Raw genomic sequence first — 26,824 nt, forward strand, 5'->3', positions numbered from 1 at the left:
GACGCATCACCCCAGAATTGGAGTTTTATACATGTCAACCCTGCATATTGAAGACCTACACGTCACGGTCGAGGATAAGGAAATCCTTAAAGGCGTCAATTTAACGATTAATAAAGGCGAAACCCACGCAATTATGGGGCCAAACGGGTCCGGTAAGTCCACACTGGCCTATGCCGTTGCCGGTCACCCTGCCTATGAAATCACCGGTGGCTCCATTCGTATTGATGATGAAGATCTCACCGATGCGGGCCCCGATGACCGTGCGTTGGCTGGGCTGTTCTTAGCCATGCAGTACCCGGTAGAAATTCCTGGGGTCTCTACCCTGAACTTCCTTCGTACCGCAATGAATACATTGAATGATGAACCTATCGGGGTACGTGAATTCATGGACAAAGTCAAGGTTGAGATGGAAAACCTAAAGATGAATCCTGAGTTCTTGGAACGTAACGTCAATGAAGGCTTCTCTGGTGGCGAAAAGAAGCGCTTTGAAATCCTCCAAATGGCTCTGGTCAAGCCAACCTTTGCGATTCTCGACGAAACAGACTCTGGGCTTGATGTTGATGCGTTACGTGTGGTGAGTGAAGGTATCAATGCCCAGCGTGGCCCAGACTTGGGTGTCATGTTGATTACGCACTACACCCGTATTTTGCAATACATCACACCTGATAATGTGCACGTGATGAGCGCCGGTCGTATTGTCAAGAGCGGCAGCGCTGATCTTGCTGCCCAGTTAGAGGCCGAAGGCTTCGAACAATTCGCCTAAACTAAGGTAATGGATATTGCTGCTATTCGTAGTCAGTTTCCCGCATTGAACCGTCAGGTTCATGGGAAATCGTTGGTTTACTTGGATTCAGGTGCCTCAGCCTTAACCCCGACGGTTGTCTTAGATGTGATGGACGATGTGTATCGCTATCACAATGCGAATGTACACCGCGGGGTGCATACGCTGAGTGAAGAAGCCAGCGAACTCTACGAAGCTGCTCGAGGGATTATCGCCAACCTTGTTGGCGCTGATCCCCGTGGCGTGGTTTTCACAAAAAATGCGACCGAATCACTCAACCTGATTGCACATACCTGGGGACGAACTGCCTTGGGCCCAGGCGATATTCTCGTTTGTTCAGTGATGGAACACCACGCCAATATGGTGCCGTGGCAGCTTGTTGCGCAAGTAGCGGGTTTTGAGATTGTCTACTTGCCATTCACCGAAGATGGTCTGATTGACCAACAAGCCTTTGATGAGGTGCTTGCTACCGGTCGGGTTAAGGGATTAACAATTACAGGGTTATCCAATGTGTTAGGTACGGTCGTCCCTGTCGCTGAAATGGGCCGTAAACTCAAATCAGTCAACCCGGACGCGAAGCTCATCGTTGATGGTGCCCAGATGGTGCCTCACCTGCCGGTGGATATGGCTCAGCTTGGTGCTGACGCCTTGGCGATTGCAGGACACAAGCTCTATGGCCCGTTTGGTATTGGCATCTTGTGTGCTGATCCGGCATGGTTGGATGAATTGCCGCCCTTTCTCGGTGGTGGTGACATGATTTTGGATGTGCGTTTGGAAGGCAGCACATTCAATGAGGTGCCACTGAAGTTTGAAGCTGGTACACCACCTGTCGCTGAAGTCATTGGTATGGCGGCAGCCGTGCGATTCGTGCAAGGGATTGGGATGGATGCCATTGCCGAGCATGATGCAATGATCACCACCTATTGTCTTGACGTCTTAAGTAAGTTGGAGGGGGTCACGATTCATGGCTCCCTCGATACGGCACAACATCGCGGGGTGGTGAGCTTTGCCCTTGATGGCATTCACCCCCATGACGTTGGTACGGTCATTGACCGTGAAGGGGTTGCGGTACGTGTCGGCCACCATTGTGCTAAACCACTTGTGCGTGAACTTGGTGTTGCTGCAACTACCCGTGCCTCATTTGGGATGTACACCACGACAGAAGATATTGATCGATTAGCCGAAGCGATTCGCGCTACCCAAGCGTTCTTCGCCTAATGGCAGAGGTAGGACAATATGGCTTTAGAAGACTTGTACCAAGAGCTCATCTTGGACCATTACAAGCAACCCCGTGGGCGGGGCGAACCTGAGCATTTCGATGTGCATGTTCATCACGCAAACCCATTGTGCGGTGATGAATTGGACCTCTGGTTGGGTGTTGAGGATGGGAAGTTAAAGATCCTTGGCTTTGATGGTGATGGCTGTTCGATTTCGATGGCGAGTGCCTCAACGATGACACAGGCCAATACTGGCCGTGATATGGAAGACAGCCTTGACGTCGTTGAGGCCTTTCGTGAAATGATGCACGGTGAGCCGATCCGTCGGGAAGATGACCTGGGTGATGGCGTCGCCTTTTCAGGAGTAGCTAAGTTTCCAGTTCGGGTGAAATGCGCGTTATTGGGGTGGATGGCACTTCGAGATGCCATTACCACCTATCAAGCTGGACGAACAACAAATAGCGTGACCATTGACGAGTAGGAATTGAGGACAAGATGAGTGAAGGCTGGCCGCTAGAAACCGATCCCCAAGAGCTAGAGGGGAGTGCCGACGATCTTCGAGAACAGGCTCAACAAGTCAGTCCCGCATTTGCCGGTGTTGAAACCGATGCCGACGGTGTAGCCACGGTTGGCGCCTGTTTTGAAGCTTTAAAGGCTGTCATCGATCCAGAGATTGGCATCAATATTGTTGACCTCGGGCTGGTCTATGACATTGTTATCACTGATGGCTTTGCCAATGTCACGATGACCTTAACCAGCATTGGCTGCCCATTGAGTGAGCTACTCCATCAGCAAGTCGTCCTTGTCTTGACCCAGTTGCCAGGGATCCATGGCGCTGATGTTGAGTTCACCTTTACACCGCCCTGGTCTACGGCGATGCTGAGTGAAGAAGCCCGCCTTGACCTCCGTGCGATGGGGATGAATGTCTAGGCAACCGCTCGTTGACCCGATCCCGATCGACCCACAAACAGTAGCGACCTATCACCGTCAGCTATTGGTGCCACAAATTGGGCGAGACGGCCAGGCGCGTTTAGCCAATGCCAAGGTGCTCTTGGTTGGGTGTGGGGGGCTTGGCAGCCCGGTCGCCCTGTATTTGGCTGGTGCTGGTATTGGCACCATCGGGCTCGTTGATGAAGATGTGGTGAGTCCCTCTAATTTGCACCGTCAGGTTGTCCATACCTATCACGATGTGGGCCAACTCAAAACAGCGAGTGCGAAAGCGGCCATTTTGGCGCGTAACCCGAATGCAACGGTCAATGAACATACGGTTCGTCTTGATGCGTCAAATGCCGTTGATCTTATGCGTGACTATGACCTCATTGTTGACGGATCAGACAATTTAGCGACCCGCTATGTGGTGAGTGACGCTGCGGAATTATTACGCAAACCAGTTGTCTATGGGTCCGTTATCCGAATGGAAGGTCAAGTCAGTGTGTTTTGGGCTGGACAGGGCCCTACCTACCGAGATTTGGTCCCCAACCCGCCCTCGCCAGGGGCAATACCGGCGTGCAGTGATGCGGGTGTGCTCGGGCCGGTTTGTGCTCAAGTTGGATCGATCATGGCGACGGAGGCTATCAAACTGATCTGTGGGGTAGGGGAGAGCCTGCTTGGTCGTTTGATACTCATAGATGCACTACGGCAGGATACAAAAACGATTAACGTTCCGGTATTGCCTGATCGCCAACCCGTTACCAGCGTGGAGGATATTACCTTGGCTTGCGAATCTACGAACGAATCGTCCATTCCCCAAATTCGTCCCACCGAATTGAACCAGCGCCTACTCAGTACAACGCCACCCGTATTACTTGATGTTCGTGGTGAAGATGAACGCGAGATTGCCGTCATTGCGGGAAGCACCCATATCCCACTCCAGGAGCTTGCCAGTCGCCTGGATGAGTTAGATAAGGATGCTGAGATTGTTACCCAGTGCAAGGGTGGGGGGCGCAGTATGCAAGCGGCACAGATACTGGTCGATGCTGGCTTTACCAAGGTGAGCAATCTCGACGGTGGGATATTGGCATGGGCCGACCAGGTTGACCCTACAATGCTGAGGTATTAATACCTGGCGACCACGAAGGACTGTTATGCCCATTTTGACCCTCATTCCACACTTCTCTGAGCGGCCTTGGGGTGGATCGGCATTAACGGCCTACGGTGCTCCTTCTGGCGTCCCTATTGGTGAGGCTTGGGTCGTTGCTGCCCACCCCAATGGCGTGTCTGTTGTTGAGTCGGCTACTGGTATTGGCCAAGAGACGATCGGGTTAGGCCTGGATCAGGTATGGGAAAACCATCGGCACGTATTTGGTGATCTACCCGGCGAACGTTTCCCCTTATTGACCAAGATCATTGATGCCAATGATTGGCTGAGTTTGCAATTACACCCCAATGATGCCCAAGCTCCAGCCGGAGACCTGGGTAAGGCTGAATGCTGGTATGTGATTGGAGCTGAACCAGGTGCTCAGCTTGTGCACGGCATTACCGAATCTGATCTTGAAGCCGCCAAAATCCGCATTCTGCAGAGTGATTTTGACGGTTTCTTTGTCTATCACGATGTACATGTCGGTGACTTTTTTGATGTACCAACCGGGCTCGTGCACGGGATCGGTCCGGGTATTCAGATTCTTGAAACCCAGCAGAATAGTGACACCACCTACCGGCTCTATGACTGGGATCGACCGGGCCTTGACGGGCAATTGCGTCCACTGCATCTTCAAGAGTCTGCTGATTGTGTACGAACCGATGTGCCTCACGGTACAACGACACCAACGGTGAGCACCCAAGACGGGTTTGAACGACGTCACTACGTCACTAATGCCCATTTTGGTGTTGATGTATGGCACGTGAGTGGTGAAACCACCGTTGAACGCCCGCACCCTCAACTCATTATTGTGAGTGTTGTCTCTGGCAGCATCACCATTGATGACGGTGATGGTCCGGTCTCTCTTGTAGTCGGGCAAAGCGCGGTCATTGGAGCACACCCCGAGCCACTTCACCTAGACGGCGCCGGAGAGGTCGTGGTGAGCTGGCCAGTCCAATAAACGTCTAATTACCGTTGATGATTGTGAACGGATAGAGGCCCTCTACAGGGTGTATGAGTCAGACATCTCTGCATGGGTGATTATGATTCCGCTGCTTCTAGTGCGGTCATGAGCGGTTCGTAGTGGGCAACGACACTTTGGCGCCACGCATCTACATCACCTGATTCAGCAGCAAACAACATATCGCCATGTGCACGAGCAGTTGGCACCAAATTCCTTGGCAGGTGTAGCCCAAGCTCAGGAAGTACTCCGGTATGAATATCCCAGAATGCCCCAACGAGTTGCGTCATTAAGGGATTCCCAACTTTAGAAATAATCTCGGTATGAAATGCCCGATCCTCTTCTGGAAAGGTCAACCCTTTTTCTGCACGTACCTCCATGGCATGAACAAGTTCCCATAATGCGGGGTTGCTGGAGTCTTTAAGCGAGGAGACAATCCGTTCTGACTCGGCAATATCAAGCCCTTGGCGGACTTTCACAATGTCTCGCAATGTGCCAATCGAATTTTTATTCTTTACAACTCCACGAAATACAACAAGTTGGACCATCGGATCTAAGGTCATCGGTCCAACAAAGGTGCCTTTTCCGTGATGCACCTCAGTGATTTCTAGTGTTGCCAGCGCCCGCATCGCCTCACGGATTGATGAACGAGAGGCCCCTAAGAGTTCACAAAGCTCCGTTTCAGTCGGTAAAATATCACCGGGTTGGAGTCCATTCGTAATGATGTGATTCTTAATCCCATCCATGACCAGGTCGCGGCGCGACTTAGGTGCGACATTCATGGTTCCCTCCAAAAAATCTTGTGCTCCGATTGGCGCGTTACAAACAAATACTGTAACGTCTGATGTCAGACATTCCCAATCGAGGGGATGATGAAACTGAGAGAGGAATATATGGCTTTCAATTTGCTTCGTAGCGAACAGAATAAGCCTCGCGCGATTGCACTTATGGCTGCAATGATGCTTGGCCTTGCGGCTTGCAGTGGTGGCGCAACCAGCACTGGAAGCGAAGGTGCGGCATCTGAGGGCAGCGAGATGGCCTCAGAAGGCACGACTGAATCCGCTGAAGCCACCAAGGGTGGCGAGATCCGTGCCGCTTCTGCCTACGACCTATCTGGTTCCATCGACCCAGCTACCACTTCTGCTGCCGTTACCTTGGCAGGTAACTGGCATGTGATGGAAGGCCTGGTTGAACTCGACCGCGTAACCGGCGAACCCTACGCTGCGTTAGCTAAGGAACTTCCCAAGGTTGACGGCAATACGTTTGAGGTAGACCTCCGTGAAGGTGCAAAGTTCAGTGACGGTACTGACGTAAAGGCTGATGACGTGGTGTTCTCCTACAACCGCGTCCTTGAGAACAAAGAGGGCTTTTACGACGACTTCATCTCCTTCATTGAAAAGGTAGAGCCCGTCGACGATGACACGATCAAGTTCACGATGAGCAGCCCCTTTAGCTTGATTGACGAACGCTTGAGTGTGGTCAAGATCGTGCCTAAGGCACTTGTTGAAAAAGACGCAGAAGCCTATGGTCAGCTTCCCGTTGGCTCCGGTCCCTGGAAGTATGTTTCAGCGACCCCGAATGACAAGATTGTCTACGCCCCCAACGAGAACTACAACGGACCAAAGCCGGCGAGTGCGGAAACGATGACCTGGGATCTTCTTTCAGACCCAGCTGCGCGCGTAACCGCATTGTTGGATGAAACGGTTTCCGCAATCGAAAACGTTCCAGCCAACGATAAGGAAAGTATTGAAAATCAGGGCTTTAAGGTCGAAAGTGTTGATAGCTTCGGCTTGGCGTTCTTGATGTTCAATACCAAGAAGGCGCCATGGGACAAGGTTGAAGCACGTCAAGCGCTGTTTTATGCCTTGGACATCCCTACCTTGATTGATGATTACCTTGGTGGCGATGCCAACCCGGTAAAGAGCTTCTTGAACGAAAAGCACCCCAACTTCCACGAAGCAAAGAACGTCTACACCTATGACGTCAACAAAGCTAAGGAACTGTTGTCACAAGCTGGTGTCCAAGAAGGCCAAGAAGTCACCCTTCGTATTGCAGATAGCTGGATCAAGCCGATGGCACCAGCCATTCAGCAGCAGCTTGAAGCGGTAGGACTCAAGGTCAATTTGAAAGAAATGCCTTCCAAGGCGTTGTACCCAGAGATTGACTCCGGTGACAATGACATCGTAATTGCCCCCGGTGACCCGTCCGTATTCGGTTCTGACCCGGACTTGTTAATGCGTTGGTGGTACGGCAAGAACGTCTGGAGTGAAACCCGCTATGCCTGGGCTGATAATCCTGAATTCGAGAAGCTCCAGGGCCTCTTGGATGAAGCCGCCAAGTTGGAAGGCGATGCCCAACAGCAGAAGTGGAACGAAGCCTTTGACTTGTTGAGCGAACAGGTTCCGTTGTACCCGATTATGCACCGCAAGGTTCCCACGGCCTACAACGAAAATGTGTTGCAGAACTTCAAGCCCGTGAGCACCACCGGCTTAAGCTTCATTGACGTAAGCGTCAAGCAGCAGTAAGCAATCTGAGGAGTCTCAGCGAAGAACAGCCGACGTAGGTAGAGCTGCGTCGGCTTTCTTCTTCCACGAAGTTAGACGTCTGATGTCTGATTACGTGCTAGGTTAGGCTCCACTCAATCTCGAAACGCGCACTCATAAGGGAACTATGGCTAACTTATTGAAACTTCTTGCGCGGCGTCTGGCGGTCCTGCCATTGATGATTCTCGGCATTACGTTGCTGGTATTCATCATTTTGGCACAAGTCAATCCAGACATTGCCGCGACAGGCGCCTTAGGTGAAGGTGCATCTATTACCGCACGCCAAGAATGGATCCAAGCGAATGGGTATAACGATCCGCTTTGGACTCGATTCTTTAGTTACATCGCCGGTCTCCTCCATGGAGATATGGGTGTGTACGGCGGTCAGCAACTATCCGTAGCTGATCGGGTTGCCAGTGCCTTCCCCGTTACCCTGCAATTAACCTTTTTAGGTCTCATTGTTGCGGTGACCGGCGCACTCATCCTCGGTGTGGTTGCCGCTATTTATCGTGACCGTATGCCTGACCAAGTGATTCGTGTCATCAGTATTCTGTGTTTGGCCACCCCATCCTTCTGGCTTGCAGTGCTGATGATTCAGCTCTTTACATTGAAGCTGGGATGGCTTCCTGGTTCGGGCAAATTGCCGGCCTTCTCTGCCGACCCGGTCGGCTATTTCAAACGTATGGCGTTACCCGCCCTCGCCCTCGGAGTACCAGTGATGGGGCAGCTCACCCGTGTGGTTCGTACCTCAATGGTTGAAGAACTTGACCGTGGCTACGTTCAAACGGCATTAGCTGCGGGTATTCCCTATCCCATTGTGATTGCGCGTAATGTCCTGCGGAATGCGCTCATTACCCCAGTAACTGTTCTCGGGCTACGGGTTGGGTACCTCATGGGTGGAGCAGTCGTTATTGAAATTATCTTTAACCTGCCCGGTATGGGTCGCGCCATTTTGGAAGGTGTGACATCGAATTATCCCTACCTTGTTCAAGGCGTAACACTCGTTGTTGCCTTGGCCTTCGTGGTCATCAACATCGTCGTGGACCTGCTCTATGTCCTCATCAACCCCCGAATTCGGAGTGTCTAAGTCATGCGCCCAGAATTAACGAAAACGCTCGAACGCCCTGGGTTGCGTTTCGTCAAGAACCTGTCTATCCCATCCAAGATCGCATTGGTCTTTATCGTTGTGATCTGTTTGATGGCGCTCTTCGCCGATGTGATTGCCCCGCACGGGCCACTTGAAATTATTAAGCCACGTCAGGCACCTTCGGCAGAGTTTTGGTTTGGTACCGACAACTCCGGTCGTGATATTTACACCCGTATCCTGTATGGCGCGCGATATTCTCTGGTCATCGGTCTTGGGGCCACGACGCTTGCGCTCCTCGCCGCGTTAGTACTCGGGTCAATTGCAGCTACAGCGAACAAAGTGATCTCAGAGAGCATCATGCGAGTGCTTGACGTGATTATGAGTTTCCCTGGTATCGCACTTGCAGTGGCATTCGTTGCTGTCCTGGGGCGTTCAACCACGATGATCATTGTGACTATCGCCTTCTTGTATACGCCACAGCTCACTCGCGTTGTTCGTGCCAATGTGTTGAACCAGTACGGTGAAGACTATGTGTCCGCCGGTAAGGTCATGGGGGCGAGCACCCTACACATCTTGGTTAAACATGTGCTCCGCAACGCCATCGCGCCCATCTTGGTCTTTGCAACCGTCCTTGTGGCAGATGCCATTGTGTTTGAAGCATCCTTAAGCTTTATCCAAGCCGGTGTACCTCAACCTGAACCGTCCTGGGGTAACATCATCTCTGATGGTCGTAACCAAGTGCTGAGTGGTACCTGGTGGCCAACATTCTTCCCAGGCATGGCCATTACATTGACGGTGCTGGCCTTGAATATTCTTTCGGAAGGGTTGACTGACGCGATTGTTGCCCCTGCTCCGGCAGGCCCCAAGATTGCAGAAAGCCTTGAAGATGCTGTTGCTGAAGGCGAAATCGATCCTCATGAACTTGCCGGGTCAGTGGCCGGCTGGAATAGCACTGAAGCCATTCCATTAGCTGATCGACTCCAAGCCCTCCGTGAAGTTGAAGTCACCCGCACTGATCGGCTTGTCCTTCCTGAATCAGCCACTCAAGCGGAACCGCTCCTGCGTGTGCAGGACTTGACTATTGCCTTCCCGGCAATCCACGGTGAAACGGACGTTGTTGACAAGGTCAGCTTTGAGATTCGTCCCGGCGAAACGATGGCGCTTGTTGGTGAATCTGGCTGTGGTAAATCGATTACTGCTAAGTCCATCATGGGCCTCTTGGGTAAATCAGCTCGCCTTGGTGGACAAGTTATGTATGAAGGTAAGGATCTGCTCACCTTCTCCCAAAAAGAACTCAACGCATTGCGTGGCCATGAAATGGCCCTCATTCACCAAGATGCCTTGAGTGCACTCAACCCATCCATGCTCATTGATGCGCAGTTCAAGCAACTGACCTCACGTGGCGGGACCCGAACTGCTGAAGATCTTCTTGACCTTGTGGGCTTGGAACCTGGCCGAGTACTCAAGAGCTATGCCCATGAATTATCTGGTGGTCAGCGCCAGCGTGTCCTTATCGCCATGGCCCTCACGCGGGACCCGAAACTGTTGATCGCAGATGAACCGACCACTGCACTGGATGTGACCGTGGAACATCAGGTCATTGAGTTGTTAAATGACCTCCGTGAGAAGCTTGGGTTTGCCATGCTGTTCGTATCGCATGACTTGGCGCTTGTTGCTGAAGTGAGCCACAAGATCACCGTCATGTATGCCGGACAGATGGTGGAACAAGCCTCAACAAGTGAACTGTTGTGGAATCCACAGCATGAATACACCCAAGGGTTATTGGGCGCAGTATTGAGCATCGAAGCTGGTAATGGGCGTCTCCATCAGGTGATGGGCACTGTTCCCAGCCCCCGTGAGTTCCCTAAGGGTGACCGTTTCGCACCGCGTTCAACACGACCACACTTGGCTGATGAACCGTCAATCTGGCGTCAGATTCCCGGGACCGATCATTTCTATGCGGCCCACGAAGGTGATCCTGACCCCGTGATCTTCACCCCTGCTGGAGGCACCAAATGAGTTCCGAAACGACCCCAATCATCGAACTTCAAGATGTAAAGGTTCATTTCCGCAGCCGCCAGGGTGGCCTCTTCGGAAGTCAGATCACCGCAGTCAAAGGGGTATCTGTCGCGGTCCATCCAGGTGAAACCGTCGGAATCGTGGGTGAATCTGGTTCGGGTAAATCGACGATGGCGAAAGTGATGGTCGGCCTCCAAGACGCCAGCGAAGGCAAGGTCCTCTTTAAAGGCCGCGATGTCACGAGTCGCTCAGGTGCTGTACGCAAGGAAATTGGGCGTATCGTCAGCGTTGTCTTCCAGGACCCATCAACTGCGTTGAACCGTCGTATGCGTGTACGCGATACCTTGCTGGATCCGTTGAATGTACACAACATCGATACCCCGGCTGAACGTCTCGAGCGCGTTAAGCAACTCATTCATCTTGTCGGGTTGCCGCAAAGTGCGCTTGATACGCTACCTGGCCAGTTATCGGGTGGGCAGCGTCAGCGCGTGGCAATTGCACGGGCATTGGCACTCGAACCTGATGTCATTATTGCCGATGAACCAACGAGCGCACTAGACGTGTCCGTACGTGCTCAGATTCTCAATTTGCTCACGGACTTGAAGGATGAACTGAACTTAGCCATGGTGTTCATCAGCCATGACATTCAGACCGTTCGTTACATCTCTGACCGAATTTGTGTGATGAACACCGGGCTTATTGTTGAAGAAGGCCCTGCCGAACAAGTCTTTGAACATCCATCTGAGTCCTACACCAAGACGCTACTTGGCGCGGCTCCAAGCCTGCTACACCCTGTTTTGGGTTAATCCATCTTTTCAAGGAGTATTCATGTCCCACACCCGTTTTTATGGGATGGTTCCCCCGGTTGTCACCCCGTTCAATACTGACGGCTCGGTGGACCACGAGACGTTAGCTAACGTCGTCAACCATCTAGTTGAATCAGGGATGCATGGCTTGTTTGCCATGGGTTCAACCGGTGAAGTGGCCTACTTGACCAATCGCCAACGCCATGATGTGTTGAAGACGATCATTGACACCAATGCTGGCCGTGTCCCCGTGATTGCCGGAGCTATTGACTTGACCGCTCAACGGTCTATCGAACTGGCAAACGATGCCGTTGAACTCGGTGCCGATGCCTTCGTGGTAACTGCACCGATCTATGCGATCAATGATGTCAAGGAAATCGAAGACCACTTCCGCATCATTGGTGCTGGAGTGGACGCACCCATGTTTGTCTATGACATTCCTGTTCGCGTGCACAAGAAAATACCTGCTGACCTTCTGGTCCGGTTAGGCCTTGACGGTGTGGTTGCTGGGGTCAAGGATTCCAGCGGTGATGACGTCGGGTTCCGTCGACTTGTCATGGCTAATCGTGCCGCCGGCAGCCCACTACGTGTCTTCACTGGCCATGAAGTTGTGGTTGACGGCATGTTGCTGCTTGGTGCTGACGGTGTCGTTCCTGGGTTGGCGAATGTTGACGCTGCTCGGTACGCAAAACTCTGGGATGCCGCAATGGCCGGTGATTGGGCCACCGCGCGGGTACTCCAAGATGAGTTGACCAGCCTGTTTGAAATTGTGTTCCAAGCCACTGGACGCTCCGGTGACGCCGCCGGTGTGGGTGCTTTCAAGGTGGCAATGGCCGCTCAGGGTCTATTGAAGAGTCCTGCGATGGCTGCGCCTGTCCAGGCACTCGACGGTGATGTGGCTGAACGTATTGTTGAGATTGTTCGCGCGAACGGTCTGTAGACAGTCTGGCTAAGGAGTGGGTATGAACGTCATTGGGATTGATGTCGGCGGAACCAAAATTGCTGCCGCAACGGTCAATGAATCAGGCGAGATTGGGCCGATTGTGTCGGTACCCACTCCTGGCCAAGAAGGCCCTGACGCGATGTTGGATGCGTTTGCTCGTGTCGCCAACGATGCGGCACAGGCCAGTGGGATAGCAATAGCTGATGTCCCTGCGATCGGGGTAGGTACCGCTGGGGTGGTGAATACCGATACCGGAACGATCTTGCAATCAACGAGTGTGCTTAAAGACTGGGCTGGCACCGCGGTGGCTAATGGTTTGGCAGCGCGCTTTCCGCACGCCCCGAAGGTTGTGGTGCAAAACGATGTCGATGCACATGCGATGGGGGAAGTTTGGAAGGGTATTGCAGCCGGATATGAAACGGTACTCATGGTGGCACCAGGCACTGGTGTCGGGGCTTGTCTCTTAATCAATGGCGTACCCGTCCGCGGTGCCCATCATGTGGGTGGTGAAATCGGTCACCTTCCGATTGGAGGGGCGGACGATATGCCGTGTACCTGCGGAAAATTTGGGCATCTCGAAAGCCTGGCTGCCGGTCCTGCGTTGCATCGCTGGTATGTCGGCCATGGCGGGAACCTGTCGAGTCCTGACGCGAAAGATGTGGTTGCGCGCGCTAATGAGGGTGAAGCGGTCGCAATACGGGCCGTACAAACGGCTGGTGCAGCGTTAGGTCGCGGGATGGCTGCCATCGTGACAGTCGTCGACCCGCAATGTGTCGTGCTGAGCGGTGGACTTGCCCAGGCAGGGGAGCTGTGGTGGAATGCGATGGAATCAGCCTTCCGTGGTGAGCTTATCGAACCCCTCCAAGACACACCGGTACTACTGGGCCAACTAGCAGGTGCAGCTCCAATTTTGGGGAGTGCCAAGATGGCGTTTGATACGCTCAACGCGTAAGGAGTGAAGATGACACAAACCATTATCGATCAACTTCGTGGCACGCTCTGTGTATCTGCGCAGGCCTACCCCGGTGAGCCGATGCGTGACCCTCGAACCATGGCCCAGATTGCCCAGGCAGCAGTTATTGGGGGTGCTGCATCAATTCGAGCTCAAGGGCTTGAAGACGTCCGAATGGTTGTCGAAGCGGTTGACGTACCTGTTGTCGGTCTGTGGAAAGACGGCAAGGAAGGTGTCTTCATCACTCCGACCCTGTTCCATGCCCAACAAGTAGCAAAAACAGGTTGTGCGATCATTGCGCTTGACGGAACCTTACGAGAGCGTCCTGATGGGCGAACATTTGTTGAGACGGTTAATGCGTTGCGCCAATGGGCTAAGGACGAACTAGGTCGAGAGATTCTCATTATGGCCGACTGTGACAGCCTTGATGCATGCATGATGGCTGAACAAGCTGGGGCTGATTTTGTAGGCACAACGTTATCGGGGTACACGGATGCACGACCCAAAACGCCTGGACCTGATTTTGAACTTGTCGAATCAGTTGTGGCTACCGTTAAGGCGCCGGTTGTGGTTGAAGGGCGTATCCATACCCCGGCGTTAGCCCGCCAGGCACTTGACCTTGGTGCCCATATGGTGTGTGCAGGTACCGCCATTACTCATCCATCATCTATTACCTCGTGGTTTATTGACGCGATTAGGGCGTAAAGAATCATTCGCAATCGGCAGGTGAAGGGTGCATGAACCCATCACCTGCCGTACCTTGTATGCCTGAGGAATGGAATACTTGCATGACGCATCTTGTACCGATTGAACGCCAAAAAGCAGCACAAGCCGCAGGCGAATTTTCACTCGAAGAACTTCCCGGCAGTCTTGCGAAACCAGATGCAGCGGTGCGTATTGGTAAAACACCTGCTGGTGATCAGGTCTTGCATGGAGGCAAAAGCCTGGACGATATTGCCACCATTAACCCTGGCGAAGGGCTTATTGTCATGGGTAAAGCTGAAGTTCGTTGGACCATGGCCTATTACACCCGATTTGGTGGCAAGGTATCGCGTGAACAACTCTTGACCTACGCTCGCCAATTTGTAGGGATGCACCCTGACGGTTCGCTGGCCATGTGTTTAAGTGGCCATGCAGGCCGTGGACCAGCCATTCCCCTTTGGGCACCACGAGACGAAATCAGCCTCATTGTGCAGCCAAATGATTTGGTATTGCGCTATACGGATGTGGTGCCTGAGGCTGATATCAACCGCTAATGGATAATCCGGCAGCCGCTATCCGTCCCGCAGCCGGCACGATTCCTACCAGTCCAGGTTGTTATCTTTGGCGCGATCAGCACGGTCGTGTCATCTACGTTGGAAAAGCAAAGAATCTTCGTAGCCGCCTTAATAGCTATTTCGCTAACCCGGATAACTTGCCTCAAAAAACGGTCAAAATGTTAGAGATGGCCGCAAGCGTTGAATGGCTTGTCGTGCGCTCAGATGTTGAGAGTTTGCATCTCGAATCAAATCTCATTAAACAATATCGACCACGGTTTAATGTGATTTTTAATGATGATAAGAGTTTTCCGTGGCTAGCAATCACTAAACAACAAGCGTGGCCACGGGTCATGGTTCGGCGCAATATTAAACATGATGGCACGCTCTATTTCGGGCCCTATGCCCATGTAGGTGCGATACGGTCCACGTTGGATTTACTGCTCTCGATTTATCCCGTACGAACCTGTACAAACGCCGTATTTGCCAGTCACCAACGATCACAAAAACCCTGTTTGCAGTACCATATCCGGCGCTGTAGTGGTCCATGCGCAGGCCTGATCAGCCGCGAGGAGTATGGGGACCTCTTAGCAAAAATAGAGGATTTTCTTAAGGGCAATGCTAAGGGGGTTATTGAAACGTTAACGGACCATATGCAGACTGCTGCGGCTAACCAGGCGTTTGAGGAAGCCGCACGATATCGAGATCAAATCGAGGCGGTCCAACTTGCCTTAGCGAAACAACATGTTGTCAGTAGCAGTGATGCAAACTATGACGTTCATGCCACTGAGAGTGATGGCTTGGAGATGGCTATTTATACGTTGTTTGTTCGGCAAGGCAAAGTGATCGGTCACCATAATCAGATCGTAGATATTGTTGAGGAACTTGAATCAGGTGAATTAATCGCAAGGTATCTCGTCAATCTCTATACGCGCCGGACCGGTGCGGTGCCTGATGAAGATGTCATCGGTGATGAAGTGCTAGTGAGTGCGCTACCTCCAAATAAAGAAACGGTTGCCGCGTTTTTACATGAACTCAAAGGCAAGAACGTACCGCTGCGTGTCCCTCAACGGGGCGATAAAGCCAAGGTATTAGAACTAGCCCAGCACAATGCCAAAGAAGTGTTCACCCTTCACCGGCTAAAGCGTGCAAAAGATTTCAATACGCGCAGCCAGGCCATCGAAGAGCTTGCACAGTATCTGGGCTTATCTCAGGCGCCACTGCGTATCGAGTGTTATGACATCTCAACCTTGCAAGGCACCAATACGGTTGCGTCCATGGTCGTTATGGAAGATGGGATACCCAGGCCGAGTGAATACCGGCGATTCAAAATGAAAACAGTGCATGGACAAGACGACTTTGCATCCATGTATGAGGTCATTCATCGCCGATTTTCCCAATACCTCGAAGAACAAACCTTACCGCATGATGCCCCAAAAAAATTTGCCTATCCACCTCATCTCATTCTTATCGATGGTGGGAAAGGTCAGCTTAACGCGGCTGTCCGTGCCCTCGACGACTTGGGTATCACGGGTATCGACATTGCATCACTAGCTAAAAAACAAGAAGAAGTCTTTTTACCAGGACGAGCAGAATCCATCATGTTGCCGCGCGGTTCAGAGGCCCTATTTTTCTTGATCCGGATCCGTGACGAGTCACACCGCTTTGCCATCACCTACCATCGCACCCTTCGCAATAAACGCATGACCACCAGCGTGCTTGATGATATTGAAGGGGTAGGGGAGAAGCGTCGGTCAGCACTACTGAAACAATTTGGTAGCCTCAAACAAGTACGCGCCGCCAGCGTCGATGACATCGCACAAACCCCAGGGTTTAGCCGCGCCTTGGCCGAACGAGTTGTTGACTATTTGTCTCGCCATTAAGCGACCACGCAGCATAACCGTATTTCAAGTCTCTTCGACCGATCACATAGGCTCAGTTGAGGGCCACCCGTCGGGGAGCGCGTGCAAGGCGTACCACCCCATAAACCAGCATCACGATGCCAAGTGCACCAATACCAATCGCAGCGGCGATAACCCATGTTTCGGGGCCAACTTGCGCCTCAACCCAAGGGTCCTCCGTCATCGTCAGCAAATCCCACGTCACGGTATTCTCACGGATAACCCCATTGGACGCCAATACCCTTCCAGGGAATACTGCGCTGATGGTCATTTCAGCCCCTGCCGACTTCAACGCTTGATCATCCACCCCGAACTCTTTGGGTCGGATATTCGCGTACAGGACATCAACGCGAGCTTTATTCCCGTCCCGTTCATAACGAACAAATTGATTGGCTTGATTTGCTGGTATTGGCAAGGTCGTTAACCGAGCGCCAACCCAATCCGGTTCTTCAATAGGTTCAATAGTGGAGACGGCTTGGGCCGGTTCAGGGATACGTTTCTTGGCACTTTCAATAAGAGCCGCAGAAGACAGATTCGCCTGTTCAACCAATGACCGTGTTGCGCGTACTTGAATATCAAAACTCACCAGGTCGGCAGGATGGATCTCAATCGTGGTATGGGAACGCACACATGCGGTCAACATGCAACAGAGGAACACAATCAAGGGAATAAAACGGTGCACCACACCAAGTTTGCCGATGTACTACAGTTTTCACATGGACCAGCCAACAATTGCGATCATTACCGGCTTAAGCGGTGCTGGACGTACCAGCGCAGCCAAGGTGCTTGAAGATCTTGGGTATTTTGTTATCGACAATATGCCCCCTCAACTCTTAACCAGTGTGGTAAGCCTGTTTCAACAGGCAAGCATTATGAAAATTGCCTTGGTTGTCGACGTTCGTGGCCAACAGTTTTTTCATGAACTTGATGACACCATTGCTGAACTGGACGCCTCTGGTGCAAGCACAACCTTGCTCTATCTCGAAGCCCATGATGATGTGCTTGTTCGCCGGTATGAAGCGGGACGTCGAATCCACCCATTGGCTGGCCAGGACCGCATCGTTGACGGGATAACCCGCGAGCGGGAGCTTCTGGCTGGGTTACGTGCTACAGCAGACCTTGTCATTGACACCTCGGGACTTTCTGTCCACGACCTTCGCGACCGGCTGCATACCGTCTTCCAAGACACCGATAGTCCGGAGATGGTAACCAACATCCTGTCCTTCGGATTTAAACATGGGATACCCCAAGATGTTGACATGCTCTTTGACGTACGATTTCTTCCCAACCCTCATTGGGTGCCGGAATTACGGCCCCTGACCGGCCTCGACGCGCCGGTTCGTGACTATGTCCTTTCCCAGGAGAAGGCACAGGCATTTTTAACACGGCTCTTTGCGCTGCTTGATCTTGTGGTACCGGCATTTCATTCTGAAGGGAAGCGGTACTTGACTATCGGTATTGGCTGCACGGGTGGTAATCACCGGTCTGTCGCCCTTGCAGAAGCTGTAGCTCAATATTTACGAGACCAGGGAGAATCTGTCACGACCCGTCATCGGGACCGGATGGTGCGATGAATATCGTTTGCTTAGGTGGTGGGCACGGGCTGGCTAGGACCTTAGAAGCATTCGTTACGCTAGGCCATGCCCCAACCGCGATTGTGACCGTTGCCGACAACGGGGGAAGCACAGGACGGTTGCGTGTCGACCGAGACATACCGGCCATTGGTGATCTCAGGCATGCCACACAGGCCTTGGCAGAATATTCGGAGGATGCCGCTTGGTTGGCCCACCGCTTCACCTTGGGTGACTTGGCCGGTCATGCATTGGGGAATCTTGCCATTCTTGCTCAACTTGAAGAAGGGGCCACACTGGTCCAAGCCCTGCGGCGTATTGGTGAAATGGTTCATATCCGTGGACAGGTATTGCCGTGTACCAATGTGAGCGTCCACTTACGAGCCATGGATCATGGACAGTTGTTGATGGGGCAAGTTGCGGTTCAAAACCGTGATCAAATCGGGCGATTGGAACGTCTTTGGCTTGAACCAGAATCCCCCCGTGGCTGCCCAGAAGCCCTTGATGCCATTGCCCAAGCCGATGTAATCACATTGGGACCTGGCAGTTTATTAACGAGTTTGGCTCCGGTATTACTAGTTCCTGATATCGCCCATTCAGTTGGGCATCGTGAAGGTATCCGGTGCTTACACATTGCTAATACCACCACACAACCTGGGGAAACCGATGGACTACTTTTAAATGAGCAGTGTGCTATTTTACTTGACCTTATCCCAGGCGATCAACCAATTGATGTGTTGTGTCATCGTGGCCCTGATTTGGCCGGCCCAGGGGTTCCGCTCGGGACAACCGTGAGCCATCCCCGTGTTCGTCGGGTACTTGCACGAGATGTGGCCGTACGCAAACATGAAGGGGTTGGGACTGGCCATGACCGGCAGCGACTGGCCGTAGCACTAAAGGAATATCTTGAAACGACTGAAGGAGCGCTCGGGTGACCCTCACGCGCATGTTGCGTGAAGAGTTGGCCCATATCGCCATCCCTGATCGCGCAAGCCGGATCGAACAGGCTGCTGGAATGGTGCGTTTTGGGGGACGGTGGCATAACCGTACCCAAGGGCCAGAGGTAGTGGTTCGCTGTGCCTACGGGGCCGTTGCCCGCCGGTTACGACAGTGCCTTGTGGATGATCTCGGATCACGACCGGATATTTCGCGTCACATGGGTACGAATCTGGCTCACTCTGGTGGATGGTTAGTTAGTGTTGGATTAGATGAGTTAACAGGATTGGGGTTGTGTCCGGTTAACCGTCAAGGTGGCTCCTGGCCCCCGCCGCCAAATGAACCCCCAGGTCAGCACATCGATCTACTCGTATCGGGTGCCATCATGGTTGCAGGCAGTCTGAGCGCCCCCCACGCACCGGTTCATTTTGAACTGAATGCACCCAACCATGAAACTGCGCAGTGGGTTTCAGGAAAGATGCATTGGCCATCACCGATTGATGGCCGCATCGTTATTAAGAACAGCACACTTGTGGAAGGCTTACTTAAGAAAATTGGTGGGGAAAATACCCTGATGACCTTTCAGTCGGGGCGACAATTACTAGCCCTCCGCAAAACAGCCAATAGAACTGCAAATGCTGATCGTGCAAACCTTGCACGTACAACTGCGGCTGCGGCCAAACAGATTGAAGCCATTGAAAAAATCGTTGAGTTTGAGGGCTGGGGCGCCTTTCCTGATACGTTACGACCACTTGCACTTGCACGTGTCGCCAGCCCTGAAGCGTCTTTGGCTGAACTGGGGGCACTGATGATTCCACCGGTTGATAAAGCCACGATTCACCGTCGCTTAAAGCGGATATTGGATTTAGCCGTACCACTCGATGGCGAGAACAACTAAAGTTAAGGGAAGCGTTCGGAATAACCGGCGCTTGTAACCCCCTTTTTTAGGAGTATTCCATGACCATTAAGGTTGGTATCAACGGGTTCGGTCGCATTGGCCGCAACTTCCTACGCAGCGTCAAGCGTCAGGGTGTAGATTTCGACATCGTCGGGGTAAACGATTTAACCGACAATAAGGTATTAGCACACCTGCTGAAGTACGACAGTGCGCATGGCCGCTGGGATGGGACCGTTGAGGCTTCCGAAAACGGTTTAATCGTAGATGGTGACGAGATCCGCGTTACCAGTGAACGTAACCCCGCCGACCTTCCATGGGGCGAGTTAGGCGCCGATATCGTTATTGAGTCCACCGGTATTTTTACCGATGGTGAAAAGGCAAAGGCACACCTTGATGCTGGTGCCAAGAAGGTCATCATCAGTGCCCCTGCGTCAAATGTTGATATGACCGTCGTTATGGGTGTGAACCATGACAAGTATGACGGCAATACGATGAATATCGTGTCCAATGCATCTTGCACCACGAACAGCCTTGCCCCAGTCGTGAAGGTGCTGAATGATGCATTCGGGATTAACAAAGGTTTCATGACCACCTGCCACGCCTACACCAATGACCAAGGCACTCATGACGCACCACACCGTGATCTTCGTCGTGCGCGTGCGGCAGCAGTCAATATTATTCCAACTTCAACGGGTGCGGCGAAAGCTATTGGCCTCGTCATCCCTGAGGTAGACGGCAAGCTCGACGGATTGGCGATTCGTGTGCCTGTGGTTGTCGGGTCTGTCACCGATCTTGTTGTTGATCTCTCTCGTGACGTCACGACTGAGGAAGTGAACGATGCCCTTAAAGCGGCCGCAGATGGCGCACTTGCAGGCATCCTTGAATTTGTTACTGATCCGATTGTGTCCACGGACATCATTGGTAACCCGCATTCTTCCATTGTTGACTCCCTTGAAACCAAGGTTATTGGCGGCAACCTTGTGAAGGTTCTTGCGTGGTACGACAACGAGATGGGCTTCTCAAACCGTCTTGTTGACCTCGCTGCTCATATCAGCAAGTCGCTCTAATACATCGTCACTCTGGTACGTTCCAGAAACGGGCGTGCCTGGTTCATTGCCAGGCACGCCGTCTCACGGGTAGCCACCCGATTGCCTGGTAATACACAGGCTGAACCCACATTTCTCTCGGAGGATTCATGGCCATCAATGTCCCGACTTTGAACGATGTCGACGTCCAAGGCAAGCGAGTGCTTGTCCGTGTGGACGCCAATGTGCCCCTAGCTGATGGTGAGATCACCGATGAGCTTCGGTTAGAAGGCCTGTTACCTACCGTGAACCAGTTGCGTAATGCCGGCGCAAAGGTCATTTTGATGAGTCACCTTGGTCGGCCAGATGGCAAGGTGGTTGATGAGTTGCGCCTTGCACCAGTAGCCGCTCGACTCAGCGAGTTATTAGAAACTGATGTGAAGTACGCCACTGACACAATCGGTGAGTCCGCCAAACAGATTGTGAATGACCTGGAAAACGGCCAAGTTGCGCTCCTTGAAAACCTTCGGTTTGATGACCGTGAGAAGAAGAATGACCCTGAGTTCGCCAAAGCTCTTGCTGAATTCGCTGATGTGTATGTAGATGACGCATTTGGGGCTGCGCACCGTGCTCATGCCAGTGTGGTCGGGGTGCCAGCACTAGTTGATGAAAAAGCGGCAGGCTTGTTGATGGCACGCGAAGTCGAAACGCTCGGTCAGCTACTTGATGAACCGAAGAAGCCCTTTGTCGCCATTCTTGGCGGTGCCAAAGTCAGTGACAAAATTGCTGTAATCGAAAACCTGTTGCCTCGTGTTGATGAAATCCTCATTGGTGGCGCGATGGCGTACACCTTTATTAAGGCTATCGGTGGCAATGTGGGTAATAGTCGTGTTGAGGATGACATGATTGATACCTGCATTGACATTATCAAAAAGGCTGAATCCCAAGGGGTGACGATTCATCTGCCCAGTGATAATCGTACGGTCACCGACTTTGATGCTGATGCGGAAATTGAGATTGAATCCTCACGTGAAATCTCGGCTGATCGTGAAGGGCTTGACATCGGTCCAGTAAGTGCCGATGCCTTTGCTCGCCTTATCGCAAAGGCAGGAACCGTATTGTGGAATGGTCCTATGGGTGTCTTTGAATTTGACCGCTTTGCCGAAGGTACCAAGGTTGTTGCCCAAGCCGTTGCTGACTGTGATGGGTTTACCGTTATTGGTGGTGGTGATTCTGCTGCCGCCGTTCGTAAGTTTGGGCTGGCCGACAAGATTGACCATGTCTCCACCGGTGGTGGCGCCAGCCTTGAGTTCTTAGAAGGCAAAGATTTACCAGGTGTCGCCGCATTGCGCGCCTAAACCGTTTAAAGACGTAGAGATAGGACAGCATTTATGGCACGGAAACCATTCATCGCCGGTAACTGGAAGATGAACCTCACCCATTTAGAGGGCATCAAACTGGTTCAAGAAACCGCATACAAATTGACCAAAGCGGAGACGGACAAAGTGGACGTTGCGGTCATTCCCGCCTTCACGGCGCTTCGTTCTATTCAAACATTGATCGATGGCGACCGGTTGCCCCTCTCGTTGGGTGCCCAGGATGTGGCTATCGAAGATAGCGGTGCGTTTACCGGTGCAGTCAGTGCCGAGATGCTCGCCGCGTTAGATGTCCGTTGGGTACTCGCCGGTCACTCTGAACGACGTGAGATTTTTGGGGACACCGATGCGGACGTAAATGCAAAAGTCAAGCAGATCCTCAAATACGGGATGAATCCCATCCTCTGTGTTGGTGAAACGTTAGACCAGCGAGAGGCAGGTGAAACAGACACCGTGTTGAGCCATCAAGTCACCAAGGGACTTGCGGGAATTAGCCATGATGATATGGCTCGTGTTGTGATTGCATACGAGCCAGTATGGGCAATTGGTACAGGAAAAACCGCTACACCTGAAGATGCCAATACCGGTTGTGCGACTATTCGTGCAACTATCGCCCAGTTGTTCAATGAGGATGTTGGTGACGCGATCATCATCCAATACGGTGGCAGCGTCAAACCAGGCAATGTTGCTGAACTGATGGCCCAACCTGATATCGACGGGGCACTAGTGGGTGGTGCCAGCCTGAGTGCTGATGACTTCGCCGCGTTGGTTGCGGCCAGCTAATCTGGAGTCCAATGGAAACTGCTCAAATTATTAATATTGCGATCATTGTTGTTCACGTGATCGTCTCATTTGCCCTGGTGCTCTTTATTTTGCTGAAGTCTGGTAAGGGCGGCGGCATGAGTGAAATGTTCGGTGGCGGTACGGTTAGTACCGGTGGCGGTTCAACGGTCATGGAACGCAACCTGAACCGCATCACTGTTGTATGCGCCATCATTTTCTTTACCACAACGATTCTGTTGAGTTTGCGCCTGACGTGATCTTGTGGTTCCAGCACCTCTAGGCCAATAGGCAAGAACCCCGCGCTACGCGGGGTTTTTCATAGATGCATTACTGAGTAATTCACACTCACTGACACCGCTAGCCTCTGCCTACCAATGCTTGGCAGGGTTGATTACGTATCGTGCAAAAGGGCTAATTTAATAGACAACCGCAAGGTGTCGGGATAGCGGCCAACTTAATGGCATGAAGCTGGGTTGTGAGAGCCATCTCGTGCTCAAGTACCGCAATGATTGTTTTGACCTGAGTATCCAAGTCATCATGCTCGAGAGCTTCCTGATATTGGGTGGCGTGCTCAGGGAGCAAACTCACCGTAAACGCAGCAAGCTCCTGGGCAGATAACTGTTCAACAGCTTCAACATCTTGATCACCCAAATGGTTTAATCGCATCCAGGGCTTGACCGCATGGCGTAACCGATGGCAAAGCAACGGGCACGGCGTATCCGTTGATTGTGTTGGGAGCATTTCAACTTGGGCTCCCGGCCATGGGTTACCCTCAACCAGATGGCTAATACGGAAGCGGTCAAGTCCACGGGCAACTACGTAGAAGGCGCCATCAGGCTGTTCTGCAACCTGTTCTAAACGACTCAATGTTCCTACTGAAGATAGCCGCTCAAGCTGGTCAGGGGTCCAATCAATCCCTACTTCGATCCCTTGTGAAATATGCACAACACCAAATGGGCTTGCAGTTTCTATACAGTGGCGAATGAGCTGCTTGTACCGACCCTCAAAGACATAGAGGGGCATGGACTGTTGAGGAAACAGAACAGTTTGTAGCGGAAATAGCGGTAGGTACACGTGACCATGGTAACGGGCAGTAGCAAATTTGGAGTACGCCTTCGTTTCTTAATGCGTATCGTCAACAAAGGCGCACAAGTTCTGCCTGGTCGGATAGCAGATGAACTAGATTGGAAAGTCATGCTTGAGATTATTGATCTTCGTGGCACACATCGACTTGACCCCACTGTGGTAGGCACCGTCTTACCGAGACCGCCAAAAGCCACCTACGCAACTGTAAAAGATACGGTGGCTGAAATAATGGGTTCCGTCGCCACAGAAGGTGACCAGGCCATCGCTCGCTACGCCCAATCCTTTGATCAGTGGGAACAAGCCGGTCAGGTATTCAGTGAACTTGGTACGTGGAAAGTACCGCCTGCATTGATCGATGAAGCAGTAACGGCACTTGATCCTGCCTTGCGCACCGCACTTGAAACCGCCATTGCACAAGTTCAGTGGTTTCATACCCAAGCAAAGCCGACTGGGTGGGAAGGTGTCCACCATCACGCACGTATGGGTGTTCGCTTTACGCCTGTATCTCGTGCCGGTGTCTACGTTCCAGGTGGGAGAGCCGCCTATCCCAGCACGGTCATCATGACGGTTGTCCCTGCACTCGTTGCAGGTGTAGACGATATTGTGATGTGTACACCCCCAGGGCCAGACGGACGTCCCAATCAGACGATTTTGGCTGCTGCTGGTCTCGTCGGTATTCACCATGTGTATCGAATTGGAGGTGCCCAAGCGATTGCGGCTATGGCTCACGGTACAGATACGTTGCCTGCGGTTGATGTGATTGTCGGTCCTGGCAATGCCTATGTCAACGAAGCAAAATTACAAGCGCAGGCCAGTGGGTTAGTTGGTATTGATGCTCCGGCTGGTGTGAGCGAAGTGATGTTGGTTGCCGATGATTCTGCCGACCCGGTATGTGTTGCTACCAGCCTGATTGCCCAAGCAGAACATGATCCCATGGTGACGAGTATTTTGGTGACCCCATCTGATTCACTCGCGCAAGTGATACCGGGTCTTGTTGAAGAAGAGTTGGCCACACTAGAAACGGCTGATCGTATCCGCCAAGCACTGTTTGGCCAAGGTGCAATTGTCTTGGTTGATGACCTTGACCACGCCGTTGACGTTGCTGATGCCTTTGCCCCTGAACACCTTGAGGTTCAAACAGAAGATGCCGTGCATTTGGCTGAAGCCTTCACCCATGCCGGAACCATCTTTATAGGTGTACAAACACCTACCGCATTTGGTGATTATTGTGCAGGTCCTAATCACACACTGCCCACAAACGGTGCGGCTCGATTTACTGGTGGATTAACAACTAGCCAGTTTATGAAGCCGGTGAACTATGTTGAGTTCAGTCCGGACGCCAGCACAGAAATGGCTGAGGTTGTCCGCGCATTAGGTGGAGCAGAAGGGTTACCAGCACATGTTCGCAGCGTACAAGCACGTATAGACCGGTTACAACACAAGGAACATGCGGCGCGTACGACACCGCAGGCAACGCTGTCACAGGACGTACCCGACCAGGAGTCACAGACTGAAAGCCAACAAGATGAATGATCGTGTTCCTGTTCGTGAAGATCTTCAAGGCGTAGAACCCTATGGTGCTCCCCAGTGGGATATTCCTGTACGCATCAATACCAATGAGATGCCAGAGGGGCCACCAAAGGCGTTGATTGAAGCCGTGGCTGCCCGCTTGCCCACACTAGAACTGAACCGTTATCCCGACCGCGATGCTCTTGAGCTTCGCACCAAGCTTGGGGCACTTGTTGACCTTCCCCCAGCACAAACCTGGGTTGCAAATGGGTCCAATGAAGTACTCACTCAGTTACTCCAAGCCTATGGTGGTGTCGCTCGGACGGTCTTGTTGTTTAACCCGGGCTACAGTGCCCATCCGCTGCTAGCACAGGTCACGCAGACAACGGTTGTGACCGAAGAGCTTGATGACAACCTCCACCTCACCCCAGCCATTGCGCAGCGTGCAGTTGAACGACACCAGCCATCGTTGGTGATTATTGCGAGTCCGGTCAACCCGACTGGGGTTGTTGTCCCAGATGAAGCCATTAGAGCCCTTCACGATGCCAGTAGCGCTCTCATCGTGTTAGACGAGGCCTATATTCAACTGGCCAACGAACCCAACCGTGCGATCACCCTGATGCACGAACTCCCCCGATTGGTTGTTTGTCGTACATACTCCAAAGCGTGGCGAATGGCGGGGCTACGCTTGGGCTATTGCTATGGGCCGTCGTGGGTGATTGAGGATATTCAAAAAGTACGGTTGCCGTACCACCTGAATGCCATCACCCAACTGGTGGGCACCCTGGCCTTAGACGTGATGGGGGATGAACGCGCGAATGTGGCCGAAGTGATAGCTGAACGTGAGCGAGTTTTTGCGCAGTTGAATACCATGCCGAGTGTCCACGCCTGGCCAAGTGAAGCAAATTTCATTCTTTTCCATGTGCCACAAGCTCACCATGTATTTACCGAACTTGTTGCTCGTGGCGTATTAGTTCGAGATTTTTCGACCGGCCCACGCACACCAGACTGTTTGCGCGCCAGTATTGGTACCCGAACAGAAAATGATCAATTCTTATCTGCGCTACGCACAATCTTGACTACACACCCTGTTTAGG

Annotated in this window: 27 protein-coding genes; 24 read left to right on the forward strand and 3 right to left on the reverse strand. The window is 52.4% G+C overall.

The window, feature by feature from the left end; genetic code table 11:
- Positions 1-31: 31 nt before the first annotated feature.
- The 6 genes from sufC to VCU37_RS05790 are packed head-to-tail and all read left to right on the forward strand — an operon-like array spanning position 32 to position 5,036.
- Positions 32-763 carry a Fe-S cluster assembly ATPase SufC gene (sufC, locus tag VCU37_RS05765; RefSeq protein ID WP_336249683.1) on the forward strand — a complete coding sequence of 244 codons (732 nt, stop codon included), beginning with the start codon at positions 32-34 and terminating at the stop codon, positions 761-763.
- Between the two features lie 9 nt (positions 764-772).
- Positions 773-1,999 carry an aminotransferase class V-fold PLP-dependent enzyme gene (locus VCU37_RS05770; RefSeq protein ID WP_336249684.1) on the forward strand — a complete coding sequence of 409 codons (1,227 nt, stop codon included), beginning with the start codon at positions 773-775 and terminating at the stop codon, positions 1,997-1,999.
- 18 nt (positions 2,000-2,017) lie between these two features.
- On the forward strand, positions 2,018-2,479 hold the full coding sequence (sufU, locus tag VCU37_RS05775) for a Fe-S cluster assembly sulfur transfer protein SufU (protein ID WP_336249685.1): 462 nt from the start codon (positions 2,018-2,020) through the stop codon (positions 2,477-2,479).
- 14 nt (positions 2,480-2,493) lie between these two features.
- Entirely contained in the window at positions 2,494-2,928 is a 435-nt protein-coding gene (locus VCU37_RS05780) for a metal-sulfur cluster assembly factor (RefSeq protein ID WP_336249686.1), read from the forward strand.
- Positions 2,921-4,057 carry a ThiF family adenylyltransferase gene (locus VCU37_RS05785; RefSeq protein ID WP_336249687.1) on the forward strand — a complete coding sequence of 379 codons (1,137 nt, stop codon included), beginning with the start codon at positions 2,921-2,923 and terminating at the stop codon, positions 4,055-4,057. The genes VCU37_RS05780 and VCU37_RS05785 overlap by 8 nt, the downstream gene beginning before the upstream one ends.
- A 25-nt stretch (positions 4,058-4,082) precedes the next feature.
- A complete protein-coding gene (locus tag VCU37_RS05790) occupies positions 4,083-5,036 on the forward strand; it encodes a type I phosphomannose isomerase catalytic subunit (RefSeq protein ID WP_336249688.1) in 954 nt (317 codons plus the stop codon).
- Between the two features lie 80 nt (positions 5,037-5,116).
- Here VCU37_RS05790 and VCU37_RS05795 read toward each other — a convergent pair whose 3' ends face one another.
- Positions 5,117-5,818 carry a FadR/GntR family transcriptional regulator gene (locus VCU37_RS05795; protein WP_336249689.1) on the reverse strand — a complete coding sequence of 234 codons (702 nt, stop codon included), beginning with the start codon at positions 5,816-5,818 and terminating at the stop codon, positions 5,117-5,119.
- 111 nt (positions 5,819-5,929) lie between these two features.
- On the opposite strand from VCU37_RS05795, the gene VCU37_RS05800 reads away from it, so the two are divergent.
- The 9 genes from VCU37_RS05800 to uvrC all read left to right on the forward strand — a co-directional run bounded on the left by VCU37_RS05800 (position 5,930) and on the right by uvrC (position 16,525).
- Positions 5,930-7,561, forward strand: a complete 1,632-nt coding sequence (locus VCU37_RS05800; protein ID WP_336249690.1) for an ABC transporter substrate-binding protein — start codon at positions 5,930-5,932, stop codon at positions 7,559-7,561.
- Between the two features lie 145 nt (positions 7,562-7,706).
- Complete coding sequence (locus VCU37_RS05805) at positions 7,707-8,666, forward strand: ABC transporter permease (RefSeq protein ID WP_336249691.1); 960 nt, start codon at positions 7,707-7,709, stop codon at positions 8,664-8,666.
- Between the two features lie 3 nt (positions 8,667-8,669).
- Positions 8,670-10,685 (forward strand): dipeptide/oligopeptide/nickel ABC transporter permease/ATP-binding protein, encoded by a 2,016-nt coding sequence (locus tag VCU37_RS05810; protein WP_336249692.1) that lies wholly within the window; start codon positions 8,670-8,672, stop codon positions 10,683-10,685.
- Positions 10,682-11,491, forward strand: a complete 810-nt coding sequence (locus VCU37_RS05815; RefSeq protein WP_336249693.1) for an ABC transporter ATP-binding protein — start codon at positions 10,682-10,684, stop codon at positions 11,489-11,491. Before VCU37_RS05810 ends, VCU37_RS05815 begins: the two co-directional genes overlap by 4 nt.
- A 22-nt stretch (positions 11,492-11,513) precedes the next feature.
- The gene (locus VCU37_RS05820; protein WP_336249694.1) at positions 11,514-12,431 is read left to right on the forward strand and encodes a dihydrodipicolinate synthase family protein; all 918 of its coding nucleotides are present in this window, start codon (positions 11,514-11,516) and stop codon (positions 12,429-12,431) included.
- 22 nt (positions 12,432-12,453) lie between these two features.
- Complete coding sequence (locus VCU37_RS05825; protein ID WP_336249695.1) at positions 12,454-13,386, forward strand: ROK family protein; 933 nt, start codon at positions 12,454-12,456, stop codon at positions 13,384-13,386.
- A 9-nt stretch (positions 13,387-13,395) separates the two neighbouring features.
- Positions 13,396-14,091, forward strand: a complete 696-nt coding sequence (locus VCU37_RS05830; protein ID WP_336249696.1) for an N-acetylmannosamine-6-phosphate 2-epimerase — start codon at positions 13,396-13,398, stop codon at positions 14,089-14,091.
- 83 nt (positions 14,092-14,174) lie between these two features.
- Positions 14,175-14,642: a hypothetical protein gene (locus tag VCU37_RS05835; protein ID WP_336249697.1), complete on the forward strand. Its 468-nt coding sequence runs from the start codon at positions 14,175-14,177 to the stop codon at positions 14,640-14,642.
- Entirely contained in the window at positions 14,642-16,525 is a 1,884-nt protein-coding gene (gene uvrC, locus VCU37_RS05840) for an excinuclease ABC subunit UvrC (protein ID WP_336249698.1), read from the forward strand. The genes VCU37_RS05835 and uvrC overlap by 1 nt, the downstream gene beginning before the upstream one ends.
- A gap of 52 nt (positions 16,526-16,577) precedes the next feature.
- Here uvrC and VCU37_RS05845 read toward each other — a convergent pair whose 3' ends face one another.
- Entirely contained in the window at positions 16,578-17,225 is a 648-nt protein-coding gene (locus VCU37_RS05845) for an LppM family (lipo)protein (protein WP_336249699.1), read from the reverse strand.
- Positions 17,226-17,259: 34 nt separating this feature from the next.
- On the opposite strand from VCU37_RS05845, the gene rapZ reads away from it, so the two are divergent.
- The 7 genes from rapZ (at position 17,260) to secG (ending at position 23,389) form a co-directional block, all read left to right on the forward strand.
- Positions 17,260-18,117, forward strand: coding sequence for an RNase adapter RapZ (rapZ, locus tag VCU37_RS05850; protein WP_336249700.1), 858 nt, complete (start codon positions 17,260-17,262; stop codon positions 18,115-18,117).
- Positions 18,114-19,049: a gluconeogenesis factor YvcK family protein gene (locus VCU37_RS05855; RefSeq protein ID WP_336249701.1), complete on the forward strand. Its 936-nt coding sequence runs from the start codon at positions 18,114-18,116 to the stop codon at positions 19,047-19,049. The genes rapZ and VCU37_RS05855 overlap by 4 nt, the downstream gene beginning before the upstream one ends.
- On the forward strand, positions 19,046-19,948 hold the full coding sequence (whiA, locus tag VCU37_RS05860; protein WP_336249702.1) for a DNA-binding protein WhiA: 903 nt from the start codon (positions 19,046-19,048) through the stop codon (positions 19,946-19,948). The genes VCU37_RS05855 and whiA overlap by 4 nt, the downstream gene beginning before the upstream one ends.
- A gap of 59 nt (positions 19,949-20,007) precedes the next feature.
- Positions 20,008-21,015, forward strand: a complete 1,008-nt coding sequence (gap, locus tag VCU37_RS05865) for a type I glyceraldehyde-3-phosphate dehydrogenase (RefSeq protein WP_336249703.1) — start codon at positions 20,008-20,010, stop codon at positions 21,013-21,015.
- A 134-nt stretch (positions 21,016-21,149) separates the two neighbouring features.
- Positions 21,150-22,331, forward strand: a complete 1,182-nt coding sequence (locus tag VCU37_RS05870) for a phosphoglycerate kinase (protein WP_336250061.1) — start codon at positions 21,150-21,152, stop codon at positions 22,329-22,331.
- Between the two features lie 33 nt (positions 22,332-22,364).
- Positions 22,365-23,132, forward strand: coding sequence for a triose-phosphate isomerase (gene tpiA, locus VCU37_RS05875; protein WP_336249704.1), 768 nt, complete (start codon positions 22,365-22,367; stop codon positions 23,130-23,132).
- Between the two features lie 11 nt (positions 23,133-23,143).
- Positions 23,144-23,389, forward strand: a complete 246-nt coding sequence (gene secG / locus VCU37_RS05880) for a preprotein translocase subunit SecG (protein WP_336249705.1) — start codon at positions 23,144-23,146, stop codon at positions 23,387-23,389.
- A gap of 154 nt (positions 23,390-23,543) precedes the next feature.
- Here the strand turns inward: secG and VCU37_RS05885 are convergent, their stop codons facing one another.
- Positions 23,544-24,206, reverse strand: a complete 663-nt coding sequence (locus VCU37_RS05885) for an LON peptidase substrate-binding domain-containing protein (RefSeq protein WP_336249706.1) — start codon at positions 24,204-24,206, stop codon at positions 23,544-23,546.
- A gap of 51 nt (positions 24,207-24,257) precedes the next feature.
- Here VCU37_RS05885 and hisD point away from each other — a divergent pair, with 51 nt between their 5' ends.
- Both hisD and hisC read left to right on the forward strand, forming a co-directional pair.
- Positions 24,258-25,751, forward strand: a complete 1,494-nt coding sequence (gene hisD, locus VCU37_RS05890) for a histidinol dehydrogenase (protein ID WP_336249707.1) — start codon at positions 24,258-24,260, stop codon at positions 25,749-25,751.
- Positions 25,744-26,823: a histidinol-phosphate transaminase gene (gene hisC, locus VCU37_RS05895; protein WP_336249708.1), complete on the forward strand. Its 1,080-nt coding sequence runs from the start codon at positions 25,744-25,746 to the stop codon at positions 26,821-26,823. The genes hisD and hisC overlap by 8 nt, the downstream gene beginning before the upstream one ends.
- Position 26,824: the final 1 nt, after the last annotated feature.

This window comes from Stomatohabitans albus (assembly GCF_036336025.1).
Taxonomy (GTDB): domain Bacteria; phylum Actinomycetota; class Nitriliruptoria; order Euzebyales; family Euzebyaceae; genus Stomatohabitans; species Stomatohabitans albus.